This window comes from Mesorhizobium waimense, assembly GCF_003601975.1.
Taxonomy (GTDB): Bacteria; Pseudomonadota; Alphaproteobacteria; order Rhizobiales; family Rhizobiaceae; genus Mesorhizobium; species Mesorhizobium waimense.
This window is the reverse complement of record NZ_QZWZ01000019.1, coordinates 23,198-49,032: the sequence shown is the minus strand read 5'-3', so window position 1 is coordinate 49,032 and position 25,835 is coordinate 23,198. Positions and strand designations below refer to the sequence as shown.

26 protein-coding genes are annotated in these 25,835 nt (G+C 64.0%); 8 read left to right on the top strand and 18 right to left on the bottom strand.

Annotated features, from left to right (window positions below; genetic code table 11):
• Positions 1 to 55 precede the first annotated feature (55 nt).
• The gene (locus D3227_RS22880; RefSeq protein WP_120016560.1) at positions 56 to 943 is read right to left on the bottom strand and encodes a DMT family transporter; all 888 of its coding nucleotides are present in this window, start codon (positions 941 to 943) and stop codon (positions 56 to 58) included.
• Positions 944 to 1,078: 135 nt separating this feature from the next.
• Positions 1,079 to 2,590 (bottom strand): S10 family peptidase, encoded by a 1,512-nt coding sequence (locus tag D3227_RS22875; RefSeq protein ID WP_120016559.1) that lies wholly within the window; start codon positions 2,588 to 2,590, stop codon positions 1,079 to 1,081.
• 223 nt (positions 2,591 to 2,813) lie between these two features.
• Here D3227_RS22875 and D3227_RS22870 point away from each other — a divergent pair, with 223 nt between their 5' ends.
• On the top strand, positions 2,814 to 3,386 hold the full coding sequence (locus D3227_RS22870; protein ID WP_147377656.1) for a hypothetical protein: 573 nt from the start codon (positions 2,814 to 2,816) through the stop codon (positions 3,384 to 3,386).
• A 6-nt stretch (positions 3,387 to 3,392) separates the two neighbouring features.
• Here D3227_RS22870 and D3227_RS22865 read toward each other — a convergent pair whose 3' ends face one another.
• Entirely contained in the window at positions 3,393 to 3,872 is a 480-nt protein-coding gene (locus tag D3227_RS22865) for a VOC family protein (protein WP_120016557.1), read from the bottom strand.
• A 191-nt stretch (positions 3,873 to 4,063) separates the two neighbouring features.
• On the opposite strand from D3227_RS22865, the gene D3227_RS22860 reads away from it, so the two are divergent.
• On the top strand, positions 4,064 to 4,570 hold the full coding sequence (locus D3227_RS22860) for an OsmC family protein (RefSeq protein ID WP_120016556.1): 507 nt from the start codon (positions 4,064 to 4,066) through the stop codon (positions 4,568 to 4,570).
• A gap of 191 nt (positions 4,571 to 4,761) precedes the next feature.
• Here the strand turns inward: D3227_RS22860 and D3227_RS22855 are convergent, their stop codons facing one another.
• The 14 genes from D3227_RS22855 to rpsF all read right to left on the bottom strand — a co-directional run bounded on the left by D3227_RS22855 (position 4,762) and on the right by rpsF (position 17,040).
• Entirely contained in the window at positions 4,762 to 4,983 is a 222-nt protein-coding gene (locus D3227_RS22855; RefSeq protein WP_120016555.1) for a hypothetical protein, read from the bottom strand.
• A 135-nt stretch (positions 4,984 to 5,118) separates the two neighbouring features.
• A complete protein-coding gene (locus D3227_RS22850) occupies positions 5,119 to 5,748 on the bottom strand; it encodes a hypothetical protein (protein WP_120016554.1) in 630 nt (209 codons plus the stop codon).
• Between the two features lie 86 nt (positions 5,749 to 5,834).
• Positions 5,835 to 6,590: an SDR family NAD(P)-dependent oxidoreductase gene (locus D3227_RS22845; protein WP_120016553.1), complete on the bottom strand. Its 756-nt coding sequence runs from the start codon at positions 6,588 to 6,590 to the stop codon at positions 5,835 to 5,837.
• Between the two features lie 21 nt (positions 6,591 to 6,611).
• Complete coding sequence (purF, locus tag D3227_RS22840) at positions 6,612 to 8,081, bottom strand: amidophosphoribosyltransferase (RefSeq protein WP_120016552.1); 1,470 nt, start codon at positions 8,079 to 8,081, stop codon at positions 6,612 to 6,614.
• 111 nt (positions 8,082 to 8,192) lie between these two features.
• Entirely contained in the window at positions 8,193 to 8,870 is a 678-nt protein-coding gene (locus D3227_RS22835; protein WP_120016551.1) for a CvpA family protein, read from the bottom strand.
• 41 nt (positions 8,871 to 8,911) lie between these two features.
• Entirely contained in the window at positions 8,912 to 10,330 is a 1,419-nt protein-coding gene (radA, locus tag D3227_RS22830; protein WP_120016550.1) for a DNA repair protein RadA, read from the bottom strand.
• 80 nt (positions 10,331 to 10,410) lie between these two features.
• Positions 10,411 to 10,923: a hypothetical protein gene (locus D3227_RS22825; RefSeq protein ID WP_120016549.1), complete on the bottom strand. Its 513-nt coding sequence runs from the start codon at positions 10,921 to 10,923 to the stop codon at positions 10,411 to 10,413.
• A gap of 2 nt (positions 10,924 to 10,925) precedes the next feature.
• Positions 10,926 to 12,416, bottom strand: coding sequence for a replicative DNA helicase (locus tag D3227_RS22820; protein ID WP_120016548.1), 1,491 nt, complete (start codon positions 12,414 to 12,416; stop codon positions 10,926 to 10,928).
• Between the two features lie 235 nt (positions 12,417 to 12,651).
• Positions 12,652 to 13,614, bottom strand: coding sequence for a small ribosomal subunit Rsm22 family protein (locus D3227_RS22815; protein WP_120016547.1), 963 nt, complete (start codon positions 13,612 to 13,614; stop codon positions 12,652 to 12,654).
• Positions 13,615 to 13,617: 3 nt separating this feature from the next.
• Positions 13,618 to 13,941, bottom strand: a complete 324-nt coding sequence (locus D3227_RS22810) for a YnfA family protein (protein WP_120016546.1) — start codon at positions 13,939 to 13,941, stop codon at positions 13,618 to 13,620.
• A gap of 83 nt (positions 13,942 to 14,024) precedes the next feature.
• Positions 14,025 to 15,314 carry a cyclopropane fatty acid synthase gene (locus tag D3227_RS22805; RefSeq protein ID WP_120016545.1) on the bottom strand — a complete coding sequence of 430 codons (1,290 nt, stop codon included), beginning with the start codon at positions 15,312 to 15,314 and terminating at the stop codon, positions 14,025 to 14,027.
• 175 nt (positions 15,315 to 15,489) lie between these two features.
• Entirely contained in the window at positions 15,490 to 16,074 is a 585-nt protein-coding gene (rplI, locus tag D3227_RS22800) for a 50S ribosomal protein L9 (protein ID WP_120016544.1), read from the bottom strand.
• 217 nt (positions 16,075 to 16,291) lie between these two features.
• Entirely contained in the window at positions 16,292 to 16,540 is a 249-nt protein-coding gene (gene rpsR, locus D3227_RS22795) for a 30S ribosomal protein S18 (RefSeq protein WP_006203718.1), read from the bottom strand.
• A complete protein-coding gene (rpsF, locus tag D3227_RS22790) occupies positions 16,540 to 17,040 on the bottom strand; it encodes a 30S ribosomal protein S6 (protein WP_120016543.1) in 501 nt (166 codons plus the stop codon). The genes rpsR and rpsF overlap by 1 nt, the downstream gene beginning before the upstream one ends.
• Positions 17,041 to 17,353: 313 nt before the next feature.
• Here rpsF and D3227_RS22785 point away from each other — a divergent pair, with 313 nt between their 5' ends.
• Positions 17,354 to 18,580, top strand: coding sequence for an ISNCY family transposase (locus D3227_RS22785; RefSeq protein WP_342634007.1), 1,227 nt, complete (start codon positions 17,354 to 17,356; stop codon positions 18,578 to 18,580).
• A gap of 128 nt (positions 18,581 to 18,708) precedes the next feature.
• Here D3227_RS22785 and D3227_RS22780 read toward each other — a convergent pair whose 3' ends face one another.
• Positions 18,709 to 20,634, bottom strand: coding sequence for an LTA synthase family protein (locus tag D3227_RS22780; protein WP_120016541.1), 1,926 nt, complete (start codon positions 20,632 to 20,634; stop codon positions 18,709 to 18,711).
• Between the two features lie 278 nt (positions 20,635 to 20,912).
• Here D3227_RS22780 and fabD point away from each other — a divergent pair, with 278 nt between their 5' ends.
• From fabD to mltG, 5 genes are all read left to right on the top strand, one after another.
• Positions 20,913 to 21,854, top strand: a complete 942-nt coding sequence (gene fabD, locus D3227_RS22775; protein WP_120016540.1) for an ACP S-malonyltransferase — start codon at positions 20,913 to 20,915, stop codon at positions 21,852 to 21,854.
• A 60-nt stretch (positions 21,855 to 21,914) separates the two neighbouring features.
• Positions 21,915 to 22,652 (top strand): 3-oxoacyl-[acyl-carrier-protein] reductase, encoded by a 738-nt coding sequence (gene fabG, locus D3227_RS22770; protein ID WP_120016539.1) that lies wholly within the window; start codon positions 21,915 to 21,917, stop codon positions 22,650 to 22,652.
• Positions 22,653 to 22,853: 201 nt separating this feature from the next.
• Positions 22,854 to 23,090 (top strand): acyl carrier protein, encoded by a 237-nt coding sequence (locus D3227_RS22765; protein WP_006203723.1) that lies wholly within the window; start codon positions 22,854 to 22,856, stop codon positions 23,088 to 23,090.
• A gap of 34 nt (positions 23,091 to 23,124) precedes the next feature.
• A complete protein-coding gene (fabF, locus tag D3227_RS22760) occupies positions 23,125 to 24,387 on the top strand; it encodes a beta-ketoacyl-ACP synthase II (protein ID WP_120016538.1) in 1,263 nt (420 codons plus the stop codon).
• 102 nt (positions 24,388 to 24,489) lie between these two features.
• Positions 24,490 to 25,722 (top strand): endolytic transglycosylase MltG, encoded by a 1,233-nt coding sequence (gene mltG, locus D3227_RS22755; protein ID WP_120016537.1) that lies wholly within the window; start codon positions 24,490 to 24,492, stop codon positions 25,720 to 25,722.
• Positions 25,723 to 25,835 lie beyond the last annotated feature (113 nt).

Sequence of the window (25,835 nt, the reverse complement as noted above, 5' to 3'; positions counted from 1 at the left end):
TCCTGACACCATCCTGTCAGCAGCGATGCTTTGCCCCACATTTCTGAGCCATATCCTACAGCCGCTTGCGGAAATGCTCGTTGCCGACGATCAGCAGGCCGGCACCGATGATCAGCGCCGCCCCCAAAAACACTTCGCGGCGCGGCACGTCGCCCCAGATGGCGAAGCCGAGCGCGAAGGCCCAGACCAGCGACGTGTATTCGAACGGCGCCACGATCGACACTGGCGCCCGCTTCACGCCTTCGAACAGCAGGTACTGCGCGACGCCGCCGAGCGCGCCGACGCTGATGAGAAGCAGCAGCTGGCCGCCATCGGGCGTCTGCCACCATATGAGCGCCGGCACTGCCGAAAACAGCAGGAAATAGAAATTGTTGAGGACGAGCTGGATCATCGTCCGCTCCTGCATGGCCGTCTTGCGCAGCAGCACCACGGCGATGCCCCACAGCAGCGCGGCCGCCAGCACCATCAGGATCGGTATGGACAGGCCGAGATGGGTGGGGTCGCAAGCTACGAACACCCCGGCAAAGCCGATCAGCACCGCCACCCAGCGCAGCAGCGGTACCTTTTCGCCGAGCATGAACACCGACAGCACGGTGACGATGATCGGGGCGGCATAGTAGATGGTGGTGAGCTCGGCCAGCTGAAGAGTGCGGGCGGCGTTGTAGTAGCAAAGCCAGGCAGCAAGCGTGAAGGCGCTGCGCACCAGCATCGGCCGTCTGATGGGCGAGCGCGCAGTGTCGGCGAACACGCGCCGCCCGCCGATCACCGCGCAGCCGGCCAGCACGGTGATGCTGCGGAAGAACATGATCTGCCAGACGCTGATGCCGACGACGAGCAGCTTGATCGCAGCGTCCTGCGTCGAAAACAGGAAATAGGCGCCGCCGGTGAACAGGATGCCGGCAAGCACCCTTTCGCGGGTTTCCAGAATGGCGATGTCGGCCATGCGACGGGTCCGGCGGCTGTCGAGAGAAGGAAGCCTGCCCAATCAAGCCCCGCGCTGCAGGCTATACGGGCGAGACCCAGCGCGGCGCTACGCCAGCGGCGGGGGGTTGCTTGGCGAACCGCGCTGTCGCGATGCTCACTGAGTTGCCTGATAAAGCTCCGAAGCGGCCTCCTTCAGCGCACGCCGTCCGTCAGGCTTGAAATACATCATGTGCCCGCCCTCGATGACATCGAGACGGATGGGTTTGGCATTGGCGAGCGACGGAATCTGGTTCACCAGGTAGCGCGAGGCGAGATAGGGCGTGACGAGGTCGGTGTAGCCGTTGACGATGACGATGCCGAGCGCCGGGTTCAGCGAGCGCGCCCGCTGCAGATCGTCCATCACGCCTACATAGCCTTGTCGCGAGGTACCATAGTCCCAATTGTGGCTGATCTCGCCATTGAGCAGCCGATAGCTGACATCGGTGCGAAAGTTCAGCTCGTCGCGGGCATAGGCGACGAAGGCCGAGGTCAGCACCGGCACGCTGCGGTCGAGCACCGGATCCGGGCCGGCGATGCGGGCGCTTTCGGGCGCAATGTCGGCCGTCGCGATCGTGCCGTCATAGGGACTGAGCACCTTGCCGCTGGCGCGGGCAAACTCCCTTGCGAACAGGCCGGTCGGGATACGGGCGAAATTCCGCTGGACGAGTTCGAGCGGCAGTCCGGTTATCTCCGCCACGCGCTGGCTTGCCAGCCGCCCGCCCTGCTCCAGCCCGCTGGCCAAAGCCGTAAGGTAGTCGCCCATCGCATAGTGCTCGACTTCGGCGAGCTTCTCGCGCAGCGCATCGCCGCTGACGCCTTCGGCGCGCAGGCGCACCGCCGCGAGCGAAGGGAGTTCGAGCGCCCAATGCAGCGGCTCGAATTCGTCCGGCTGCACAAGCATGAATTCCAGCGCCGGCGAGATCAGCACGATGCCGTTCGGGCTGATGCCGATATCCTCTTGCAGGGTCCTGGCGAGCAGTGCCGCGCGGAACCCGCCATAGCTTTCCCCGGCGAGGAAGAGCGGCGATCCGGTGCGGCCGTTCTGCGCAAGAAAGAGCCGGATGAAGGCGCCTATCGAACTGGCATCCTGGTTGACGCCCCAGAAGTCGTGCGTGTCCTGGCCCGGAGCCTCGCGGCTGTATCCGGTTCCGACCGGATCGACGAAGACGAGGTCGCTCATGTCGAGCCAGCTGTCCGGATTGTCGATGAGTTTTTGCGGCGAGGGCAGGAACTCCCCGTTGGCGCCGGTCGCGATGACGCGTGGGCCGAGCGCACCGATATGCAGATAGGCGGACGCCGCTCCCGGGCCACCGTTGAACAAGAAGGTGATGGGCCGCTGCGGCTGCTCCGCTGCGTTGTCGGGCGACCGCAGCGTGTAGGCGACATAGAAGATCTCCGCCGTGGCCTCGCCCTTGCCGGAAAGCAGCGACAGCGTGCCGGCCTTCGCCTGATAGTCCAGCTTGCGCCCGGCAATGGTAATCGAATGGTCGGTGGTCTGCGGTGCCGGCAGCAGCGACAGCACGCCGCCCGTTGGTGCCGGCCGCTCCGCTGTTTCAGCCAGGACAGGCTGCGCACCGATGGCAAGAAGCAGAAGGATGAGAGGTAGCAGTTTCAGCTTGAACGGCATGACACCTCCGGGAACGGCTCCCGCATAGGTATGTTCGGAGCGATCGAAGTCAAAGGGCACCGGCCAGAAGATTTCCGCTCGCTCATTGGTTGACCGACTTGTTTACAATTGTCCGGCAATATGCCGGCAATTGTCCGATATTGTTTCGCTCACGGCATGAGGCCTGGGCTTTCGGCGCGCCGCTTGCATGAGGGCTAAAACGCGGGCGCCGCCAGGAGCAGTGATGATCTCGTCCGTCAATTCCGCAGTCCTGCTGACCTCGCGGTCGGCACTGCCCACATCGGCAGGGAAAACCGCTTCTGCCGGTCTAGATCTTATCGCAATGGCAAATGGCCGCTCCGGCCCGAACACCGACGAGGCCGCCGGGCAGATGGCGCAGCTTCGGCCAAAATTTTCCGACTCCATGTTCAGCGTGAACAGCCTCGACAGCAACAAGCTGAAGATCGATCTGTTCGGCAGGGTGGGCAAGGTGTTCAAAGTCGATCGGGCTGACTATGGATCGTTCAATTCCTATGCCCCCGCCGTCAAGCAAGCCATCGCCGCGATAAAATCGCAGGCCGGCGGCGCTCAGACGATCGCCATGATTGAAAAGAGCCTGGGGCTTGATAAGCTCGGCGTGTCGCTGGAAACGGTCGTCGATGCGATGGGTGACCCTGGCGGCGACGCCGATGACAAGCTGGATGCGGCGCTGAGGAAGCAGACTGGGGAAGCAGCGGAGGTCAAGCCAAGCGCTACCCAGCCCGAGATCCATTTTGATGAACTTGGCATCTACGCCTTTCACAACGATCCAGTGTAGACGAACTCAATCCTTCCCGAACGCTTTCTCCAACTCCGCAATATCTATCTTGACCATGCCGAGCATGGCTTCGGTGGCGCGCTTGGCGCGTTCGCGATCGGGATGCGAGACCATGTCGCCGAGCAGGCTGGGCACGATCTGCCACGACAGGCCCCAGCGGTCTTTCAGCCAGCCGCATTGCTCGGTCTGGCCGCCATTGTCGAGGAACGCGTTCCAGATGCTATCGATCTCGACCTGGCTGTCACACTCGACCTGGATCGAGAACGAATGGTTGAACGGATCGAGCGGGCCGGCTTCGAGCGCGGTGAAGTTCTGGTCGTCGAGCACGAATTCGATGACCTTGACACTGCCGGCAGGGCCGCTCGGCGTCTCGGCCGGAATTGTCGTCGTGCGGCCGATCGCCGAGTTGGGCATGGTCGCGACATAAAACCCCACCGCTTCCCGCGCGTCCTTTTCAAACCACAGATGTGAGGTGATTTTGGCCATGTCGGAACCTCCTTCCTGTCCATCAACGACCAAAGGACGTTCCGGTTTCGCCGAATCCGACAACGCATCGGAGCATGGGGCAAAGCGCCGGGTTGCTTCGCACCGCCGTATCCAAGGGGCCAGCAGCCACTTTGGATTCGCTCACATGCAGCGGCAGACAGTGCTATCAAGACTGTCGGAAAGGGAGCAAAATGGACGCGACCTCACTCAAGGCTATGCAGGCGCCGCTCAAGGAAGCCTATCGCGATGATGCCTCGCAGGCGCTGATCACGCTTCGGGCCAGAGGCTCCATCGACGACCAGTCGATCGCCTGCAAGGTGGAGACGGGCAGGGCGTTGGCCATTGCCGGCCTGCACCCGGCCACGGGCGGCTCGGGCCTGGAATTATGCTCCGGCGACATGCTGCTGGAGGCGCTGGTGGCTTGCGCTGGAGTGACGCTGAAGGCGGTGGCTACGGCGCTGGAATTCAGGCTTGGAGCCGCAACCGTCGAGGCCGAAGGCGACCTCGACTTTCGCGGCACGCTCGGCGTGGCTAAGGATGCGCCGGTCGGCTTCCGCACCATCCGGCTCAATTTCAGTCTCGACACCGACGAGCCGCAGGAGCGCATCGATGCGCTGCTGAAGCTGACCGAGCGCTACTGCGTGGTGTTCCAGACGATCAGCAACAAGCCGGAGCTGACGGTTTCAGCGCGGCGCTGACGCTGCAATCTCGCCCCCTTGTGGGGGAGATGCCTGGCAAGGCAGAGGGGGGCGCTGTCCCGCCAGCGTCTCAGCCCTGTTCAATCAAACCAAATCGCTTCGCAACGGATAGGTCAAGTGAAGGTCAGCGATCCTTTGCGCCCCCCTGTCCTGCCGGACACCTCCCCACGAGGGGGGAGATCACGCTCTCCCTACTGCGCTGCCGGTTCTTCGGCATCGCCTTCGTCGGTGAACGGCGAGGCGCTAGGCACGCAGTTCACCGCCCAGCCGGCCGGCGTCGGCTGCTTCTGGTATTCGGTGATGGCGTTGATGCACTGGTCCCGGGTGTCGAAGGTGCTGGGCAGTACCACCATGCCGCCCTGCGGGCCGGCGATCACCAGATACCAAACAAGTGCGACGCTGGGAGCAGCCATGGGAATTCCTCGCTTTGCTGTTGTGGGAGTCGCCGCGACCCTAGCAACTCCAGCCGGGTGGCGGAAGCGCGTGTCGTGCGCGTCGTTCCGCCACGGCATCACAGCCGCGTGATGTCAGCCGTTCCCGAGCGCCGCTCAGTTCACGGCAAAGCAGTAATAAAGCCCATCGCCGCCGGTGCCCTGCAGCGCCTCCTGGCTGCAGCCGCCGCGCGAGGCATGCGAGGAATTCCACGACTTGGCCGCCGCCGAATCGTCGAGCCCGGTGCGGTCGTGATGGCCGACCATCGCCACCCCTTCCGCGCCGCTCATCGTCCAGTCGCCGCAGGTCTGGTCGGCGACCTTGGTGCCGTCTGGCTTCGAGCCGGTCAGCACATCATGCCGGTTCGGCTTGTCGCCGCGGCCGTTGACCACTTCGCCTTTTTCATTGAGCGCCGTCTCCTTGCTGATGGCGTTGGTGTCGCCGTGCAGCGAGGCGACGTCGTCGGCGATCTTGACGCCCTTGGCATTGACCCATGGGCCCTTGCCGATGCGGTCGCGCGCATCGGCATCGCTGGCCGAGAGATAGGCAGCCCAGGTCTTGCCGGTAACCCCTGCAGCCTCGGCCAGCGAGGCGCAATGCGCATCGGCGCCCTTGAGGCCGCCAAGGTCGGCGCCCTTGCCGGAGCCGACGCTGGTGACGAAGAAACTCATCGTCGCGCCCTGTGAATAGGCGACGCCGGCGGCTGCAAGCAAAGTGGCGGCGGTGGCGAGAAGCAATCTGCGCATGGTGGTCCTCCGTTCTTCGGGTTTCGAATGTCTCTACATTCGAAGAACGTCGCCGAGCGCGGAATTCTTCCGCCTGAATTGCCTGTTTATTCCGGCTGCCGGTAGGCGACGAAGCGGTTGTGCTTCGCCTGGAAGATCAGCCCGGTCTCTTTCAGGTCCGGGCTCGCCAACGGCACGATGCGTTTTGCGATCTCCGAGGGATGCGGCAGCGTTTCCGGATCCTCGCCTGGCACCGCCTGCGCGCGCATCGCTGTGCGGGTGGCGCCGGGGTCGGCGGCATTGACCCGCAGCGGCAGGCTCTGCGTCTCATGCGCCCAGGAGCGCATCATCGTCTCGACCGCTGCCTTCGAGGCCGCGTAGGGCGCCCAGAAGGCGCGCGCCGAGTGCGCCGCGTTGGAGGACAGGATGATGGCGCGGCCGGCATCGGAAAGCCGAAGCAGCGGGTCGACAGAGCGGATCAGCCGCCAGGTCGAGGTGACGTTGATGGTCATCACCTTCTCGAAGGTTTTTGCCTCGACGTGGCCGATCGGCGAAATGACGCCGAGCACGCCCGCATTGGCGACGAGGATGTCGAGCTTGCCCCAGCGCTCATGGATGGCGCCGCCCAGCCGGTCGATGCCGGCCATGTCAGAGAGGTCGAGCGGCACCAGCGTCGCTTCGCCCTTGCCGGTTTTGGCGCGTTCGGCCTTGATCTGGTCGTCAAGCTCTTCCAGTCCGCCGACGGTGCGCGCGACAGCAATCACATGCGCGCCGGCGGCGGCAAGTTCCTTGGCGATGAAATAGCCAATGCCGCGCGAGGCGCCGGTAACAACGGCGGTGCGGCCGGAGAGGTCGAGGGTCATGCGATAATTTCCGTGAAGTGCCTACGCCCCGCTCGTCGCCAGCAGCGACAGCGTGCGCACATTGTCGTGGCCTTCGAAGTCGAGCAGGCGCGTCGGGTACTGGCCGGTGAAGCAGGCGTCGCAGAATTGCGGCTGCTCATTGTCGCGGCTGGCCTCGCCGACGGCGCGGTAGAGGCCGTCGATCGACAGGAAGCCGAGCGAATCGACACGGATGAACTCGGCCATCTCCTGGATGGACATGCGCGAGGCGAGCAGCTTCGACTTCTCCGGCGTATCGACGCCGTAGAAGCAGGAGGCGCTGGTCGGCGGCGAGGCGATGCGCATATGCACCTCCTTGGCGCCGGCATCGCGCACCATCTGCACGATCTTCTGGCTGGTGGTACCGCGCACGATACTGTCGTCGACCAGCACCACGCGCTTGCCCTCGATCATGCGGCGGTTGGCGTTGTGCTTGAGCTTGACGCCCATATGGCGGATCGAATCGCCGGGCTGGATGAAGGTACGGCCGACATAATGGTTCCGGATGATGCCGAGCTCGAAGGGAATGCCCGCGGCCTGGGAAAAGCCAATCGCCGCCGGGGTGCCGGAATCCGGCACCGGCACGATGATGTCGGCATCGACCGGGCTTTCCTGGGCGAGTTCCGCGCCAATGCGCTTGCGCACCTCATAGACGTTGCGGCCTTCGACCGAAGAGTCCGGCCGCGCGAAATAGACATATTCGAAGATGCAGAAGCGGGTCTTCTGCTGCTCGAAGGGGAACAGGCTCTCGATGCCCTTGGCGGTGACGACGACCATTTCGCCAGGCTTCAGGTCGCGCACGAAGCGGGCGCCGATGATGTCGAGGGCGCATGTTTCGGAAGCGAGAATCCAGGCGCCGTCGAGGTCGCCCAGCACCAGCGGGCGGATGCCCAGCGGATCGCGGCAGCCGATCATCTTCTTGGCCGTCATCGCCACCAGCGAGAAGGCGCCTTCGACCTGTCGCACCGCATCGATGAAGCGCGAATTGAGATCACGCTCCTTGCTGGTGGCGACCAGATGCAGCAGCGTCTCGGTGTCGGAGGTGGACGAGAAGATAGCGCCCTGCTTCTGCAGCGCGCGTTGCACGGTCATGGCGTTGGTCAGATTGCCGTTATGGGCGACGGCAAAGCCGCCATCGGCAAGCTCGGCGAAGAAGGGCTGGATGTTGCGCAGGCCGGCGCCGCCGGTGGTGGCATAGCGGGTATGGCCGATGGCGCGGTTGCCTTGCAGGCTGTCGATCACGCGCTGCTTGGTGAAAGTGTCGCCGATCAGGCCGACATGACGTTCGACATGAAACTGGCTGCCGTCATAGGAGACGATGCCGGCGGCTTCCTGGCCGCGATGCTGCAGCGCATGCAGGCCGAGCGTGACGATAGCGGCGGCATCCTGCCGGCCGAATATGCCGAACACGCCGCATTCGTCGTGGAAATGGTCGTCGGCCTCGGCGGAAAGCACGTCGTCTGCGTCTGCCATGTGGGGCTCAAGCTCCGCTAAAATCGCCATATAAGGTGATAGCGCGTCGAAAGCAACGCATGCCGCGCGGCGTTCACATCATCGTCAGGCCCGGCCCTCGTTAGCCAGGCGTCAGTTTGCCGGCGCCGCGGGCGGGGGATTGGCGGGTTGGGCCGGTGCATTGTCGGCCGGCGCATCGCTCTCGCTGTCGTCGGGCGCCGGGGCATCGTCGCCGGCTGCCGGCGCTTCCGTTGTCGGCGCGGCGGGGGCTTCGGTGCCGGCCTCGGGTGCGGCCGGCTGATTCGGGTTCAGCTTCTTCAGGATGGCGTTTTCCGGATCCTCGGGCAGCAGGCTTTCCAGCTTGGCGCCGATCTGCTCCAGCAGCGGCCGCGACTTGGCGTTGGCGACCCAGGCCGGAGCCTTGGCGCCGGCCAGCCAGTTGAAGAACAAAAGCGCCACAGCGACGACCAGGATGCCGCGCGCCGCGCCGTAGAGGAAACCCAGCGTGCGGTCGAGCGCGCCGATCCTGGAATCGATGATCCAGTCGGCGAGCTTCATGGTGATGACCGAAACGACGATCAGGGCGATGATGAAGACGATGCCGGCGGCCGCCGCCATGGCGATCTTGTCATTGTCGACATAGGGTTGAACGTAGGGCAGAACCGGTTTGTAGAAGAAGAAGGCCGCTGCCGCCGCCGCTGCCCAGGAAACCACGGACAACACCTCGCGGGAGAAGCCGCGAACCATGGCCAGCATCGCCGAGACCAGGGTGAAGCCGACGAGAATTCCGTCAAGCAGCGTAATCGGCATGTCTTTCGCCCCTGTCTTTTTTCACGGCTCGACGAGCCGCGTCACTCTTCCTCGTCGGCGCGGCTGCGCCGTGAGCCGGCTATGCGCGCCACGAGATCGGCAAGCTCGGTGGGCTGGAAAGCGTTGGCTCCGATCCCCCCGGCCCCATTACCACCAACAAGTTCCTCACTGCCCAAGGGCAGAACCGCGCTTCCAAAACCCAGCTTTTCGGCCTCCTTAAGGCGCTGTTGCGCATGCGCAACCGGCCTCACCGAGCCCGACAGGCTGATTTCGCCGAAATAGACGCAATCGGCCGGAAGGGCAAGACCGGTGAGCGACGAAACCAGTGCTGCCGCCACCGCGAGATCGGCGGCCGGCTCCGAAATCCGGTAGCCGCCGGCGACGTTGAGATAGACATCGTGGGTGCCGAAGCGCACCCCGCAATGGGCTTCCAGCACGGCAAGCACCATCGACAGCCGCGCGCCGTCCCAGCCGACGACCGCGCGGCGCGGCGTGCCGAGCGAGGAGGGCGCGACCAGCGCCTGGATCTCGACCAGCACGGGACGCGTGCCCTCCATGCCGGCGAAAACCGCGGCGCCTGGCGATTTCGCATGGCGTTCGCCGAGGAACAGCTCCGACGGGTTGGCAACCTCGCGCAGGCCCTTGTCCGACATTTCGAAGACGCCGATCTCGTCGGTCGGTCCAAAACGGTTCTTCACCGTGCGCAGGATGCGGTAGTGATGGCCGCCTTCACCCTCGAAATAGAGCACTGCGTCGACCATGTGCTCGACGACGCGGGGACCGGCGATCTGGCCTTCCTTGGTGACGTGGCCGACCAGCACGATCGCCGCGCCTGTGGATTTCGCATAGCGGATCATCGCCTGGGCGGCGGCGCGCACCTGGGTGACGGTGCCCGGCGCCGAATCGGCCATGTCCGTCCACAGCGTCTGGATCGAATCGAGGATGACCAGGTCCGGCCGCTTGCCGTCGGCGATCGTTGCCAGGATGTCCTCGACATTGGTCTCGGCGGCAAGCTCGACGGGTGTGTCGGCGACGCCGAGCCGCTGGGCGCGCAGCCTGATCTGGGCGACGGCTTCCTCGCCCGAGACATAGACGATGCGGTGGCCCTTGGCCGCCAGCGCCGCCGCCGCCTGCGTGAGCAGCGTCGACTTGCCGATGCCGGGATCGCCGCCGACCAAAAGTGCCGAGCCGCGGACAAAACCGCCGCCGGTGGCGCGGTCGAGCTCGCCGATGCCGGACACGATGCGCGGCGCGTCCTCGATGTCGCCGGACAGGCTGGTCAGCACCACCGCACGGCCCTTGCGGGCATTGCGCGTGTTGGCCGGGCCGGAACCGATGCCGCCGGCCGTGCCCTCCTCGACGAGCGTGTTCCACTCGCCGCAGGCATCGCATTTGCCGGCCCAGCGCTGATGCGCCGAACCGCAATTCTGGCAGATGAACTGGACGCGCGATTTAGCCAAGGAGCCGCACCCAGTTTTGAACGAAGGCCGACCGCGACTGTCCGCGTTTCCGAGCGTGGTTTGGGGAGCGTGGATGCAATTCAGTTCTTCTTGGCGAGGGCGCGAACGTCGGCAAGTGCCTCATCGAGCACCTTGGGATCGGGCGGTAGCATCTGTGTGTCGTAAATGGAGATCATGCCTTGTGTCTGGCCGGCAAGTTCAGGCATTTCTTTCCGTGTCGTCTCATCAATCCCGTTCACATAAAACAGGAAATGCTGCCCGGCCAGAACGGGTACACCGCATCCTCCCATGATCAGCGTGGTCGTAGAGATTGCACCATTCGCTTCAGGCTTGCCCTTGAACACCTCTGCTATCTCGTAGCGCACGTTGACCAGTATCCGGCCATCGCCCATATCGGCTGGGGGACCTCCATCCTTTGTTGAGCTAAGCTCCGTCGCCGTCACCAGGCCATGGAACACCAGGGCGGCTTCTGCAAACGCTCGCTGTGGCGTCCAGCCTGCAGGCATGGAACAGGCGGAAGCGATCCCGGGCAGCGCAACCGCGCCGAACAGCGCGAGTGACAAAGAAAGAGAAAGCCTGAAACGCTCGCCCATGCCTACTCAAACCTGTCCGGCAGGTGGTGTTCCTCGGCAAGGTCGGAGAAGCGGGTGAACTCGCCGTGGAAGGCGAGGCTGACCGAGCCGGTCGGGCCGTGGCGCTGCTTGGCGACGATGACCTCGGCCTTGCCGCGCATTTCGTCCATGTCGTGTTGCCACTTGAGGTGCTCGTCGGTGCCGGGCTTCGGCTCGCGGTTCTTCAGGTAGTATTCCTCGCGATAGACGAACATCACCACGTCGGCGTCCTGCTCGATCGAGCCTGATTCACGCAAATCCGACAGTTGCGGGCGCTTGTCGTCGCGGCTTTCGACCTGACGCGACAGCTGCGACAGCGCGATGATCGGCACGCTGAGTTCCTTGGCCAAAGCTTTCAGGCCGGTGGTGATCTCGGTGATTTCCTGCACGCGGTTCTGCGAAGACTTGGCGCTCGATCCCTGCATCAGCTGGATATAGTCGATGACGATGAGGTCGAGGCCGCGCTGACGCTTCAGGCGGCGGGCGCGAGCGGACAACTGGGCAATGGAGATACCGCCGGTCTGGTCGATGAACAGCGGGATCTTCTGCATGGTCTGCGAACAGGCAACCAGCTTCTCGAAATCCATCTCGGAAATCTCGCCGCGGCGGATTTTTGACGACGGGATTTCCGTCTGCTCGGAAATGATACGGGTGGCGAGCTGCTCCGACGACATTTCCAGCGAGAAGAAGCCGACGACGCCGCCATTGGCGGCCTTGAACGAACCGTCGGCCTGCTGCGCCGGCACATAGGCCTCCGCGATGTTGAAGGCCATGTTGGTGGCTAAAGACGTCTTGCCCATGCCCGGACGGCCGGCGATGATGATCAGGTCGGACGGCTGCAGGCCGCCCATGCGGCGGTCGAGGTCGCGCAGGCCGGTGGCGACGCCCGACAGATGCCCGTCGCGCATATAGGCGGCATTGGCCATGTCGACGGCGGTCTTGACCGCATCGGTGAAGCTTTCGAAGCCGCCATCGTAGCGGCCGGTCTCGGCCAGCTCGAACAGACGTCGTTCGGCATCCTCGATCTGCTCGGAGGGCGCCATGTCGACCGGCGCGTCATAGGCGATGTTGACCATGTCCTCGCCGACGGTGATCAGCGCGCGGCGCGTCGCGAGGTCATAGATGGCGCGGCCATAATCGGTGGCGTTGACGACGGTGACCGCTTCAACCGCCAGCCGCACGACATATTGCGCCACCGTCATGTCGCCGACCTTTTCGTCGGCCGGCAGGAAGGTTTTCAGCGTGATCGGCGTCGCCACCTTGCCCATGCGGATGAGCTCGGACGCGACCTCGAAGATTTTCCTGTGCAGCGGCTCGTAGAAATGGCCGGCCTTGAGGAAGTCGGAGACGCGGTAGAAGGCATCGTTGTTGACGAGGATGGCGCCGAGCAGCGCCTGCTCGGCCTCGATGTTATTAGGTGCCTCGCGATAAAGCGGTGTTTCCGCCACGCCGAATTTGCGTGCTGCCTCAGCCATGATGTCCCCGAATTTCGATCCCGCATTCTCGATATCAGAACGGACAAAAGCCGGTGCTGACTTATCTGCAACAGTCCCTGTCCAACCGGCTTTGATGCCCACTGTTCACAGGAGAACCACACCGTCCACAGGACAGAACCCCCGCGCTCCGATTCCTGTTGACTCAGCAAGGTCGTGATTCTGCACATGGTAGAACAAATAAAGAACGAAATCAACTTGCGGACGAATTCAGCCGCTAGACGGGATCGCCCCAGTCCAGCCGCCGCGCCACCTTGAAGGTGTCGCCGTCGCGCTTGGTGAAGAGCTTCTCGCCGGCGCGGCCGTCCGGCTCGCATAGCTTGAGCACAACTTTGCCGGAGCCGGATTTCGGCGGTGCAATGACCCGCGCGGCGCGCAAAGGCGCTGGCTGCCGCGAGGCCGCGACGTAAATAAATTTCTCGTCCTCCCACGGCACGTCGGCGTCCTTGGCCCGCCTGTGCAGCCGCGAGCGCGCGACGCGGCGGGAAAAGTGGCACCAGTCGGGCTGGGCAAGCGGGCAGGGTGCCTCATGCGGGCACGGCGCCAGAACATGCGCGCCGACTTCGATCAATTGCCGGCGCGCCGCAAGGATGCGCTGCCAGCCGGCTGGCGTGCCCGGCTCGACGATCAGCAGCGTGTCGGCGGTCAGTTGCCAGAGCCGGTCGATGAGTTTAGGCAGCGATGCCGGCGTGATCTCGTCCAGAACGTAGGCGCAGCTGACCAGATCGGCCGGTTTGAGGTCGACAAGGTCGATGGTGACGTCGCCGGCAATCCACGAAGCCTTGGCGGTGACCGCGTCGACGGCCAGCGTCTCGCCGACCTTGCGCACCGCGGCGCTGGCTTCCAGCAGCACCGCCGCTTCGAGGTTAGGCCAGAGATCGGTCGTGGCCCAAAGCACCGTCCCAGGGCCGGCGCCGATATCGAGCAGGCTCTTCGGCGCGAAGTCGGGGCGGGCGTCCGCCAGCGCATCGAGGCTGGCGCGCACGGCGGCGTAGGTCGCCGGCAGCCGCGTCGCCAGATAGGCCCTGACCGCCATCTCCTCGGCCATGTGCAGGCGGCCGTCGCGCAGTTCCGCGCGGTAGCGGTCGGACAGCGTCTTCGCCGCCTGCTTGAGGACCGGCAACGGCACCTTGTCGAGCAGGCGCTCGACGCCTTGGCGCAACTGAGCAGGCAGTTCCACGGCTCAGGCTTCCCTGTGCGCTAAAAGAATGACCGAGGCGCCGATGATGCAGAGTGCCGCCCCTCCAAGATCCCAGCGGTCGGGACGCACGCCTTCCACCAGCCACAGCCATCCAAGCGACGCCGCCATGTAGATGCCGCCATAGGCGGCATAGGCGCGGCCCGCGGCATTCGTGTCGACCAGCGCCAGCAGGAAACCGAACAGCGCCAGCGAGACGAGGCCGGGCGCCAGCCACAACGGCGACCTCTCCAGCCGCCACCACGCCCAGAACGAAAAACAGCCAGCGATCTCGGCAAGCGCGGCAGCGATGTAGATGAGGTAGGTCATCAAAAAAGGTCTCGCAATGACGAGACCTTTTCCATGCTTGGGCAGGTAATGGCAAGACCAATGGTCGCCGGGCTGGCGCCCTTCTACTCGCGGTCCGCAACCTTGCGGCGGCGGGTCGGTTTGGCGACAGGCGCCTGTTGGCGATGGCCCATGTCGCGCATTTCAAGGGCCTTCTCGCATTTGCCCATGTAGTCGCGCGTCATCGGCAGCGTGTCGTTCTTCTTGGCGAGCTGGATCTGGAAGATTACCAGGTCCTGCCAGCGGAAGGCGGCCTCCGAGGCGGCCAGATAGAACTCCCACATGCGACAGAAGCGCTCGTCATAGATCGCCTTGGCCTTGTCGCGATTGGCGGCGAAGCGCTCGCCCCAATGCTTCAGCGTGTCGGCGTAGTGCAGCCTGAGCATCTCGATGTCGGTGACGACGAGGCCGGACTTCTCGATCGCCGGCATCACCTCGGAGAGTGCGGGAATGTAGCCGCCCGGGAAAATGTATCTGCGGACGAAGGCGCTGGTCGCCCACGGCACGCCGGAGCGGCCGATCGTGTGCAAGAGCATGACGCCGTCCGGCTTCAAAAGCGTCGCCGACTTTTCGAAGAAGGTGCGGTAGTGGTTGACGCCGACATGCTCGAACATGCCGACCGAGACGATACGGTCGAAGCGCTCGTTGAGCTCGCGATAGTCCTTCAGGTCGAAATGGACGCGGTTTTGCAGGCCTAGCGCGTGCGCCCGGTCTGTGGCGACACCGTGCTGTTCGGTCGACAGGGTGACACCTTGGACATCGACGTCGAAGGATTTCGCCAGAAAGAGTCCGAGCCCGCCCCAGCCGGAGCCGATGTCGAGCACGGTCTGTCCGGCCTTCAGCCTGAGCTTGGCGGCAATGTGGCGCTTCTTGGCGGCCTGCGCCTCGTCGAGCGTCATGTCGGGCTGCTCGAAATAGGCGCAGGAATACTGCATGTCCTCGTCGAGGAAGAGCCGGTAGAGATCGCCCGAAAGATCATAGTGGCGCTGCACGTTGCGGCGCGCGCGGGAAGCGGTGTTGATCTGCTGCAGGCGGCGGAAGGCATGGCGCAAACCCTCGATCGCCTTCGACCAGGTGGCGTCGATGCCGCCGCTGCCCATGTTCTGGAAAGCGATGCGCATCACGCCGAGCACGCCGCCTTCGATTATGTCGAGTTCGCCGTCCATGTAGGCTTCCGGCACCGCCAGCATCGGATCGAAGGTGATGGCGCGTTCGGCATGCCTGGTCTTGATGTGCATGTGGACCGGCTCGCCGCTGCCGTCGCCGAAAACCACGGTCAAACCCTTGGGGCCTGTTACCTTGAGATTGCCGGTACGCACAAGACGGTCGAGAACGCGCTTCAACAGAATATTCATGACCAAATGTCCCCTCACGGTCAGACAGGCTGTCCTATTCTGCTACAAGATATAGGGGCTCGAAAAGTTCCTTTTGGCATAAAAAAGCCCGGGCGCGAGGCCCGGGCATTGGTCCAGAAATCCTGGAAGCCGACAAAACGTACGGAGCGCCGCCTGGGCGCGCCGTCGCGCGTGATCAGGCGTTTTCTTCGCCGCCTTCGAACTCGGCGTTCGGGTCGAAGAAGTTCTCCGGCCGCGCATTGTCGTTGATGTCTTCGCCATAGATGGCTTCGGCGGTGGTCAGCGTCTCGCCCTTGGCCTGACGCTCCGCTTCGTCCGCCGTGCGGGCGATGTTCAGCGTGATGGTGACCTCGACTTCCGGATGCAGCGCGATCGCCACATTGGTCACCCCGATCGTCTTGATCGGCTGGTTGAGCTGGATCTGGTTGCGGTTGACCGTAAAACCTTCCGCGGTCAGCAGGTCGGCGATGTCGCGGGTCGACACCGAACCGTACAGCTGGCCGGTCTCGCCGGCCGAACGCACGGCGATGAAGCTCTTGCCGTCGAGCTTCTCGGCAACCTGCGCGGCTTCCGACTTGCGCTCTAGGTTACGGGCTTCGAGCTGGGCGCGCTGGCCTTCGAACTTCTTCTTGTTGGCGTCGTTGGCGCGCAGCGCCTTGCCCTGCGGCAGCAGGAAATTGCGGGCAAAGCCGTCCTTGACCTTGACGGTGTCGCCCATCTGGCCGAGGCGGGAAACGCGTTCGAGAAGAATGACTTCCATGGTTTTGTTCCTTCGTTTGGGCGCCCATCGCAGGGGCTCGGCGCCGAATTGGTCTGGAACAGGTCAGGAAGCAAAAGGGGCGTTGCCGCCGGTGTCGCTGTCCTGCCTGTCGCGGCAGTTAGAGGCTTTTCACCTCAACCCGGGATTTGACGTTCAACCCTGCGGCGCCCGTCGCCGTGGGAAAAGAGCGGGCGGCGAGCCGCCCGCATCAGAGAGATTAGCGAACCACGTAGGGCAGCAGGCCGAGGAAGCGGGCGCGCTTGATCGCCTTGGCGAGTTCGCGCTGCTTCTTCTGGCTGACGGCGGTGATGCGCGACGGCACGATCTTGCCGCGCTCGGAAATGTAGCGCTGCAAAAGACGCACGTCCTTGTAGTCGATCTTGGGCGCGTTGGCGCCGGAGAACGGGCAGGTCTTGCGGCGGCGATGGAACGGGCGCCGGGTCGGGATCTGATTGATGTCGACCATTATTCTGCACCCCCTTCAAGGCCTTCGCGCGGACGGCGCGGACCACGATCGCCACCGGCGTCGCCGAACGAGCGCGGCGGACGATCGCCACGGTCGCCGCGATCGCGGTCGCCGAACGAGCGCGGACCACGATCGCCACGGTCGCGGTCGCCGAAGCCGCCGCGTTCCGAGCGCTCTTCGCGCTTCTGCATCATGGCCGACGGGCCTTCCTCATGCGCCTCGACCTTGACGGTCAGGAAGCGCAGCACGTCCTCGGACAGGCCCATCTGGCGCTCCATCTCGTTGAGCGCTGCCGGCGGGCAGTTGAGGTCCATAAGCGTGTAGTATGCCTTCCGGTTCTTGTTGACCCGGTAGGTGAGGGACTTCAGTCCCCAGTTCTCGACCCGGCCGATGGACCCGCCATTCGCGGAGATGACGCCCTTGTACTGTTCGACAAGCGCATCGACCTGCTGCTGCGAGAGGTCCTGCCGGGCAAGGAACACATGTTCGTAAAGAGCCATAGTGTATCAGTGCCTTTCTTCGTTTCTCTCCCGGATCCTCGCGGCAAAAGCCTCTGCAACTTCTCTGGCCGCTGATCCCCGGTAAAGGGGGGGCGGGAAGAAAGGAGCATTTCGAGACGGTCGAGAGCGGAGACACGGGAGGCGGAAGCGCTTCTGGCTTCACACACCGCTTTTCGAAAAAAGCAACGGCCCTCCGTTCAGCCCCCAGCAAGGACCGGCAGATTGCGGGCGTCTATACAGCAATTCCCGGGGAAGGCAAGGCCGGGCGGCGTTGTGTGTCGTAAGCACATGAGTTGTCCGGATTAGGTAGCACATGAGTTGTCCGGTTTTATCTGCAGCCCGATGGAGGCTGAGGATGAGACGGACAGCATGGCTACAGGGCCGGAGAATGCAGAAGTTTCGGGACGTTTTGAGCCGTTGGAATGGCGGCGATCTTTCGATGATGGAGGCTGGTGAGTTGCTTGGCATGTCGGAACGGCAGTTTCGGCGTTATCGCGACCGCTACGAAGAGGCTGGGGAAGCTGGGTTGCTTGATCGGCGTTTGGGCAAGATTTCGACGCGTCGGGTGCCTGCGGAAGCGCTTGAAGAGATGCTGGAACTTTATCGTCATCGTTACCTTGGGTGGAATGTGAAGCATTTCCACGAGCACCTGCTGCGCGATCACAACTTCAGCTGGGGCTACACCTTCATCAAGACGCAGCTTCACGCGGCGGGCCTTGTGGAACGGGCCAAGCGGCGCGGTGCTCACCGGCGCAAGCGCGAAAGGAAGCCATGCGAGGGGATGATGCTGCATCAGGCTGGCAGCCGGCATGCCTGGCTTGAAAGCCAGCCGATGCTCGACCTGATCGTGACGCTGGACGACGCGACGAGCACGATCTATTCGGCCTTCCTGATTGAGGAGGAAGGCACGGCGTCGAGCTTGCAGGGCCTTCTGGAGACCTTTGTCGCCAAGGGATTGCCGTCGAGCCTCTACACCGATCGCGGCAGCCATTATTTCGTGACGCTCAAGGCCGGCGAGGCGGTCGACAAGAGCCGGCTGACCCAAGTCGGGCGGGCGCTGCGGCACCTGGGCATCGAGCATATCGCGGCCTATTCGCCTGAAGCCAGACGCTCCGAGCGGATGTTCTCCACCTTGCAGGACCGGCTGCCCAAGGAGCTGGCACTAGCCGGCATTGCTGATATCCAGGCCGCCAACCACTTCATCGCACAGACCTATCTGCCGGCTCACAACGCCCGCTTCGCCAGGCCGGCCACGGTTGAAGACAGCGCCTTTGTCGCCGCCGACCCGCAGCAACTGGCGCAGATCCTGTGCATCGAGGAGGAGCGCGTTGTTGCCCGCGACAACACAGTCGCCTTCGCGCGGCTGCGATTGCAGCTCCCGCACAGCCCGATCCGACATCACTTCGTCAAAGCAACGGTCAAGATCAGGCACTACCCGGATGGGACGCTCGCGGTCTTCCATGGGCCACGCTGCATTGCTCGATACATGCCCGACGGCGCCGCAATCCAAGAGCCACGCTGTACCGGCAAAGCCGCGTGAACCGCTTCGACGCAAAACTGAAGCGGACAAATGATGTGCTACCAAACCGGACAACTTGACTAGCTCCCGACAGGCCGGGCGGCGTTGCAGACCGCGTCCTTGGCGTCGCAGGGCCGAAGACACCAGGCTCAGCTGGTGTGGGCGACCGCCTTGTCGACCGTTTCGGGGAAGAAGTCGGGCGCCGCGCGGCGCTTGCCGAACATCATGTCGTATTGCAGCAGGCGGAAATCGTTGATCGCCGGGTCGATCTTCTTCTGTCGCGCCCAGTCGGGCGTCGCCTCGCCGGCCGGCGTCAAGAGAAGGTTGCGGTCGACGACGCGGTAGCGTTCGCGCAGCGCGCCGAGGAAGCCGGTGTAATAGGGGTGCGTGATGCCGGCCGTGGTCAGGATGTGATAGGGCAGGAAGGCCGGGCTGACCGCGCCCATGTCCTCGGCCGGACCGGTGCGGTTCGACCAGATGATCAACGGCGTCTGGTGATGCTCCAGCATCTGGTCGGCCGGTTCCTTGCGCGGCGCGACATTGTCTTTCATGAATCCCGTCTCGACATAGACCGGTCCGAGCGGCGGCAGATGGTCGCCAAAAAAGGCGATCACCGTCGGCCGCTCGCGTTTCCTGGCCCACTCGATCAGGCGCTCTAGGCCGCGGTCTGCATCGGCGGAGCCTTCGGTGTAGCTGAGCAGCGATTCCCGCGCCCAAGTGCTGATCGGCGCCTGCACCTTGTGGGTCGGATTGTAATAGCGATACGGCTCGTAGGGGCCGTGGTTCTGCAGGCTGACGGCGAAGAAGAAGACCGGGTCTTCGCTGGCATCGGCCTCGCGGATGATCTCGTCTGTCATTGCTGCATCGGAAGCCAGCGGTCCGCGCTTCTGCATCGGCGGCAGCGTCTCTTCCGAGCGGAAATCGTTGAAGCCGAAATCGGCATAGACCGCGCCACGGTTCCAGAACCAGTTGGTGCCGGGGTGAATGGCGCGCGCCCTGTAGCCTTCGCTCTTCAGGAAGGTGGCCAGCGAAGGCGTCGGCGAGCGCACATATTGCTGGTAGGGGATGCTGCCGGCCGGCAGGAAGGCATTGGAAAAGCCGGTCAACGCCTCGAACTCGATGTTTGCGGTCATGCCGCCGAATTCAGGCGAGAACATGTAGCCCGAGCGCAGCGCCCGCACATTGGGGATCGGATCCGGCGTGATGGTGACGCCGGGCAGCTTGGTCGGATCCCAGAAGGATTCGCTCATGACGATGATGATGTCGGGCTTCTCGGCCGGCACCGATGCCGTCACTCCGGGCCTGTCGATCGCCGCGATCGCCTTGTCGGAGTAGCCCGCCGGCGCCGAGACATGCGCCATCGGCACATTGAGCGCGAAGGCCAGCGCGAACCCGTTGGACGCGTAGTTTTCCTTCTGGTCCCACATGATCGGGATGATCTGCAGCCGGTCGCGGGTCCACGAGAAGGTGGCGTAGTCCATGATCGAGACGAAGAAGGCGAGCAGCGGCACGGTCAGCGTCAGCCTGGCGAGACGGCCCTTGCGGCTGAGGATCGGAACCCGGCGCCGCCACTGCCGCCAGCCATAGACGAGCAACGACAGGCCGCCGACGATGCCGATCGCGATGGCGAGAGCAGTCATCGGCCGCTCGCGCACCAATAGCGGCATCAGCGACATGATCTGCCTGGAATACAGGAAATCGGTCGGATAGAGCGGGTCGCCGAGATAGTGCGATTTCTGATGACCGACAAAGGCCAGCACCAGCGTCAGCGGCGCCACGATCATCAGGCTCTGGTGGCTGCGGCCGAGTACGGCATCGAGACCGACCAGCACCAGCGCGAAGACGATGATGGTGGTCCAGCCCGGTTTGAAGGGCTGCAGGAAGAAGCCGACCGTGCCGTAAAAGTCGCCGCGCACGATCCATTCGATGGCAAAAACCAGTATGGCGGAGGCGAGCAGGCTGATCAGGCCATAGCGGACGACGGGCCACTTCCGCCCCGGCAGATAGCCGGTGGACGGATCGCCTTCCAGAAACTGTGGCGCGGGTTTGGTCACGCCTTTCCTGATCCTTGCCACTTCACTTCCCCCGGCCCACGCAACGCGTCTTTCCACTCGCGTCACTGATCTGTCATAGAACTGTCATGCAAAAGCTAGCGGCTGTGGCGAAAATAAGAAGAGCCAGCAAACGATTCGTGAGCGGTTTTCATCAGGTGTGATCGCCAAAAAGGCTTTCGGAACAGGGACTCGGCCGGTTTTTCCGGCCGCAACGAAGGCTGAAACGCTGCCCGCGGGCTTGACTTGGCCGTCCGCCTTGCGTCACAGGCAGGGAAAAACCAGCCTCTGGAGAAGCCAAAATGGCCGTCGCATTCACCTTTCCGGGACAGGGCAGCCAGGCTGTCGGCATGGGCAAGGACCTGGCGGATGCCTTTCCCGAAGCGCGCAAGGTCTTCGAGGAAGTCGACGACGCGCTCGGCGAAAAGCTGTCGAAATTGATCTGGGAGGGCCCGGAAGAGACGCTGACGCTGACCGCTAACGCCCAGCCGGCGCTGATGGCGGTGTCGCTGGCCGCTATCCGGGCGCTGGAGGCGCGCGGCTTTTCGCTGAAGGACAAGGTGTCTTACGTAGCCGGACATTCGCTCGGCGAATATTCCGCCCTTGCCGCCGCCGGCTTCGTTTCGGTGGCCGATGCGGCGCGGCTGCTGCGCGTACGCGGCAACGCCATGCAGGCGGCGGTGCCGGCCGGCGAGGGCGCCATGGCGGCGATCATCGGCCTGGAGCAAGCCGTTGTCGAAGCTGCCTGCACTGAAGCCGCCAAAGACTCAGTCTGCCAGATCGCCAATGACAATGGCGGCGGCCAGCTGGTGATTTCGGGAGCCAGGGCCGCGGTCGAACTGGCGGCGAAACTGTGCACCGAGAAGGGCGCCAAGCGTGCGCTGATGCTGCAGGTCTCGGCCCCCTTCCATTCGGCGCTGATGGCGCCGGCGGCCGAGATCATGCGCGAGGCGCTGGCCGGCGTGGCGAAGAACGCGCCGGTTGTTCCCGTCGTCTCCAATGTCACGGTCACGCCGACCAGCGACCCCGACGAGATCGCGCGCCGCCTGGTCGAACAGGTGACCGGCCGCGTGCGCTGGCGTGAAACAGTGGAATGGTTCGGCGCCAACGGCGTTGCGATGCTCTACGAAGTCGGCGCCGGCAAGGTGCTGTCGGGACTGGCACGACGCATCAACCGCGATGTCGCCACCGCCGCCGTCGGCACGGCGGCAGACGTCGAGGCGGCGCTGGCGACGCTTGCATAATCCACTGGCGATTTGACCCCACCCATGTGAAGGGTGTCCTCTGAGATTCAGGAGACAAAAATGTTCGAACTGACCGGCCGCAAGGCGCTTGTCACCGGCGCAACCGGAGGCATCGGCGAGGCGATCGCCCGCGTGCTGCATGCGCAGGGCGCCATCGTCGGCCTGCACGGCACGCGCGTCGAGAAGCTGGAGACGCTGGCCGCCGAGCTCGGCGACCGGGTCAAACTGTTTCCGGCCAATCTGTCCGACCGCGACGAGGTCAAGGCGCTCGGCCAGAAGGCGGAGGCCGATCTCGAAGGCGTCGACATCCTGGTCAACAATGCCGGCATCACCAAGGACGGCCTGTTCGTGCGCATGTCGGATGCCGACTGGGATGCGGTGCTGGAGGTCAACCTCACCGCCGTGTTCCGGCTGACGCGCGAGCTCACCCATCCGATGATGCGCCGCAGGCATGGCCGCATCATCAACATCACCTCGGTGGTCGGGGTGACAGGCAATCCCGGCCAGACCAACTACTGCGCGTCCAAGGCCGGCATGATCGGCTTTTCCAAGTCGCTGGCGCAGGAGATCGCCACCCGCAACATCACCGTCAACTGCGTCGCCCCGGGCTTCATCGAATCGGCCATGACCGACAAGCTCAACGACAAACAGAAGGAGACGATCATGGCGGCGATCCCGACCCGGCGCATGGGCACCAGCGCCGAAGTCGCCTCCGCGGTCGCCTATCTCGCTTCCAACGAAGCGGCCTATGTGACTGGCCAAACCATTCATGTGAATGGCGGCATGGCCATGATCTGACGGACCAAGGTCCGGCGGTTGTGAAAACAGCCATTTCGGCTTGGACCTCGGCCATTTTTCGTGTAATGCGGCCCGCAACCCGGCGGTTCGGGCAAAAACCGGTCCTGTTTGTTGTGTTTCCGGCGGGACCATCTTTCAGCTTGATTAGCGGCATTCCGCCCGCTAACGAAGACAGACAACCAAAAGACGAGGATGCCCCAAATGAGTGACACCGCAGAGCGCGTCAAGAAGATCGTCATCGAGCATCTTGGCGTCGACGCCGACAAGGTGACGGAGCAGGCGAGCTTCATCGACGATCTGGGCGCTGACAGCCTCGACACGGTCGAACTCGTCATGGCGTTCGAAGAAGAATTCGGCGTCGAGATCCCGGACGATGCGGCCGAGACCATCCTGACCGTCGGCGATGCCGTGAAGTACATCGACAAGGCCTCGGCCTGAGGCTTTTCGCAGGCATCACCGGGGAGGACCTGCGATGAGGCGTGTCGTCGTCACGGGCCTTGGCCTGGTTTCGCCGTTTGGCATGGGCTTCGAGCATAGCTGGAAGGAACTGCTGACCGGCCGCAGCGCCGCCAAGCGCGTCACCGAGTTCGAAGTGGAGGATCTTGCCTGCAAGGTCGCCCACGTCATTCCGCGCGGTGACGGCTCCAATGGCACGCTCAATCCCGAAGCCGTGCTCGAGCCGAAGGAGCTGCGCAAGATCGGCGACTTCATCCTGTACGGGATCGCGGCCGCCGACGAAGCGCTGAAAGATTCCGGGTGGGAGCCCCAGACCGATCCGGAGCGTTGCGCCACGGGCGTCATGATCGGCTCCGGCATCGGCGGCCTCGCGGGCATCGCCGAGAACGCGCTGATCCTGCACGAGCGCGGACCGCGCCGCATCAGCCCGTTCTTCATTCCGGGAAACATCATCAACCTGGTGTCCGGGCAAGTGTCGATCCGGCACGGGCTGAAGGGCCCCAATCACGCCGTCGTCACAGCCTGCTCGACCGGCGCGCATGCCATCGGCGATGCTGCTCGGCTGATCATCTTCGGCGATGCCGACGTGATGCTTGCCGGTGGCGCCGAGTCGCCGGTGACCCGGCTTTCGCTTGCCGGCTTCGCCGCCTGCCGGGCGCTGTCGACCGAGCGCAACGAGACACCGGAAAAAGCCTCCCGTCCCTATGACCGCGACCGCGACGGCTTCGTCATGGGCGAGGGCGCCGGTGTCGTCGTTCTCGAAGAGCTCGAACACGCCAAGGCGCGCGGCGCGAAAATCTATGCCGAGGTCACCGGCTACGGCCTGACTGGTGACGCCTACCACATCACGGCACCGGCCGAGGATGGCGATGGCGCGTTCCGCTGCATGACGGCGGCGCTGAACCGGGCCAAGCTGTCGCCCGCCGACATCGACTACATCAACGCGCACGGCACCTCGACCATGGCCGACACGATCGAGCTCGGCGCCGTCGAGCGGTTGGTCGGCAACGCGGCGTCGAAAATCTCGATGTCGTCGACCAAGTCGTCGATCGGCCATCTGCTGGGTGCAGCGGGTGCGGCTGAGGCCATCTTTTCGATCCTCGCCATCAGGGACAACGTTGCGCCGGCCACCATCAATCTCGACAACCCGGAACGCGAGACGGCGATCGACCTTGTGCCGAACACGCCGCGTTCCAGACAGATCGACGTGGCGCTATCCAATTCCTTCGGTTTTGGCGGCACCAACGCCTCGCTCGTCTTCCAACGCTACAATGGCTGAACGACGGGCCGGCAGGCGCTCCCGCGCCCTGTCGTCAATTTTGCCATATTCGCCCCTACTCTGCCCCAGGGGATTCGTCGAAATGACAGATGGTAGGGCGCTATGAACACAAATCCGGGCGACGGAGAATTCGGACAGCAGCAGGCCGCATCCGGTCCGATCGTACCGAAGACGGCCGCCGAGGCGCTGCGGCCCGAGGTCGGCACGCCGCCGCCGAAGCGCTCGCGCGCCTCGCGCAGCCAGGTCGTCGTGTTTATGAACTTCGTCATCTCGATGGTGATGTTGATCGTTCTGGCTGCTGGCGCCGCGCTCTATTTCGGCAAGCAGGCCTTCAACGAGCCCGGCCCGTCGGCCGCCGGCGATACCTTCCTGGTCAAGCCGAACACGCCCGTCCAGGACATCGCCGAGCAGCTCGAGCGGCGCGAACTGATCAGCGACGCCCGGATCTTCCGTCTCGGCGTGCGCGCCTATGGCAATGATGCGGTGCTCAAGCCCGGCGAGTACGAGATCAAGCCCAGGGCTTCGATGCGAGACATCATGGAGCTTTTGAAGAGCGGCAAGTCGGTGATGTATTCGCTGACCATTCCCGAGGGGCTGACGGTCGAGCAGGCACTGCTGCGCGTTGCCCAAGAGGATACGCTGAGCGGCGACATGCCCAAGACCATTCCGCCCGAAGGCAGTCTTGCCACCGACACGCTGCGCTTTACGCGCGGCTACTCGCGCCAGCAGATTGTGGACAAGCTGCTTGCCGACCAGAAGAAGCTTGTCGAGGAGGTCTGGCAGCGGCGCGCGCCTGACCTGCCTTTGGCCAATATCGACGACTTCGTCACGCTGGCCTCGATCGTCGAAAAGGAGACGGGCAAGGGTGACGAGCGTTCGCGCGTTGCCGCCGTCTTCCTCAACCGGCTGGCCAAGGGCATGCGGCTGCAGTCCGATCCGACGATCATCTACGGCTTGTTCGGCGGCAAGGGCAAACCCGCCGACCGCCCGATCTACCAGTCGGACATCGACAAGCAGACGCCCTACAACACCTATCTGATCAACGGCCTGCCGCCGACGCCGATCGCCAATCCGGGCCGTGCGGCACTCGAGGCGGTCGCCAACCCGTCCAAGACCGACGACCTCTATTTCGTCGCCGACGGCACCGGCGGCCACGTCTTTGCCTCGACGCTGGAAGAGCACAACCAGAACGTCGCCCGCTACCGGGCACTGCAGAAGAAGCAGGCCGATGACGCCGCCAAGGCGGGAGCCGCCAAGGTGGAAGGCCAGACCGATGCGCCCGCCGATGCTGGCGATAGCGGCGACGCCGGCGGCGATGCGGGGGCCGCCCAGTAGCGCCGGGTGGTTTTTGAAATCGTCCGTTGCGGGTTTTTAACGCAAGCGATGCGCTGATTTTTGAAGAAAACGTGCAGCGCCGGCTTGAAGGCATTGGACGTTTCGGCATTTTG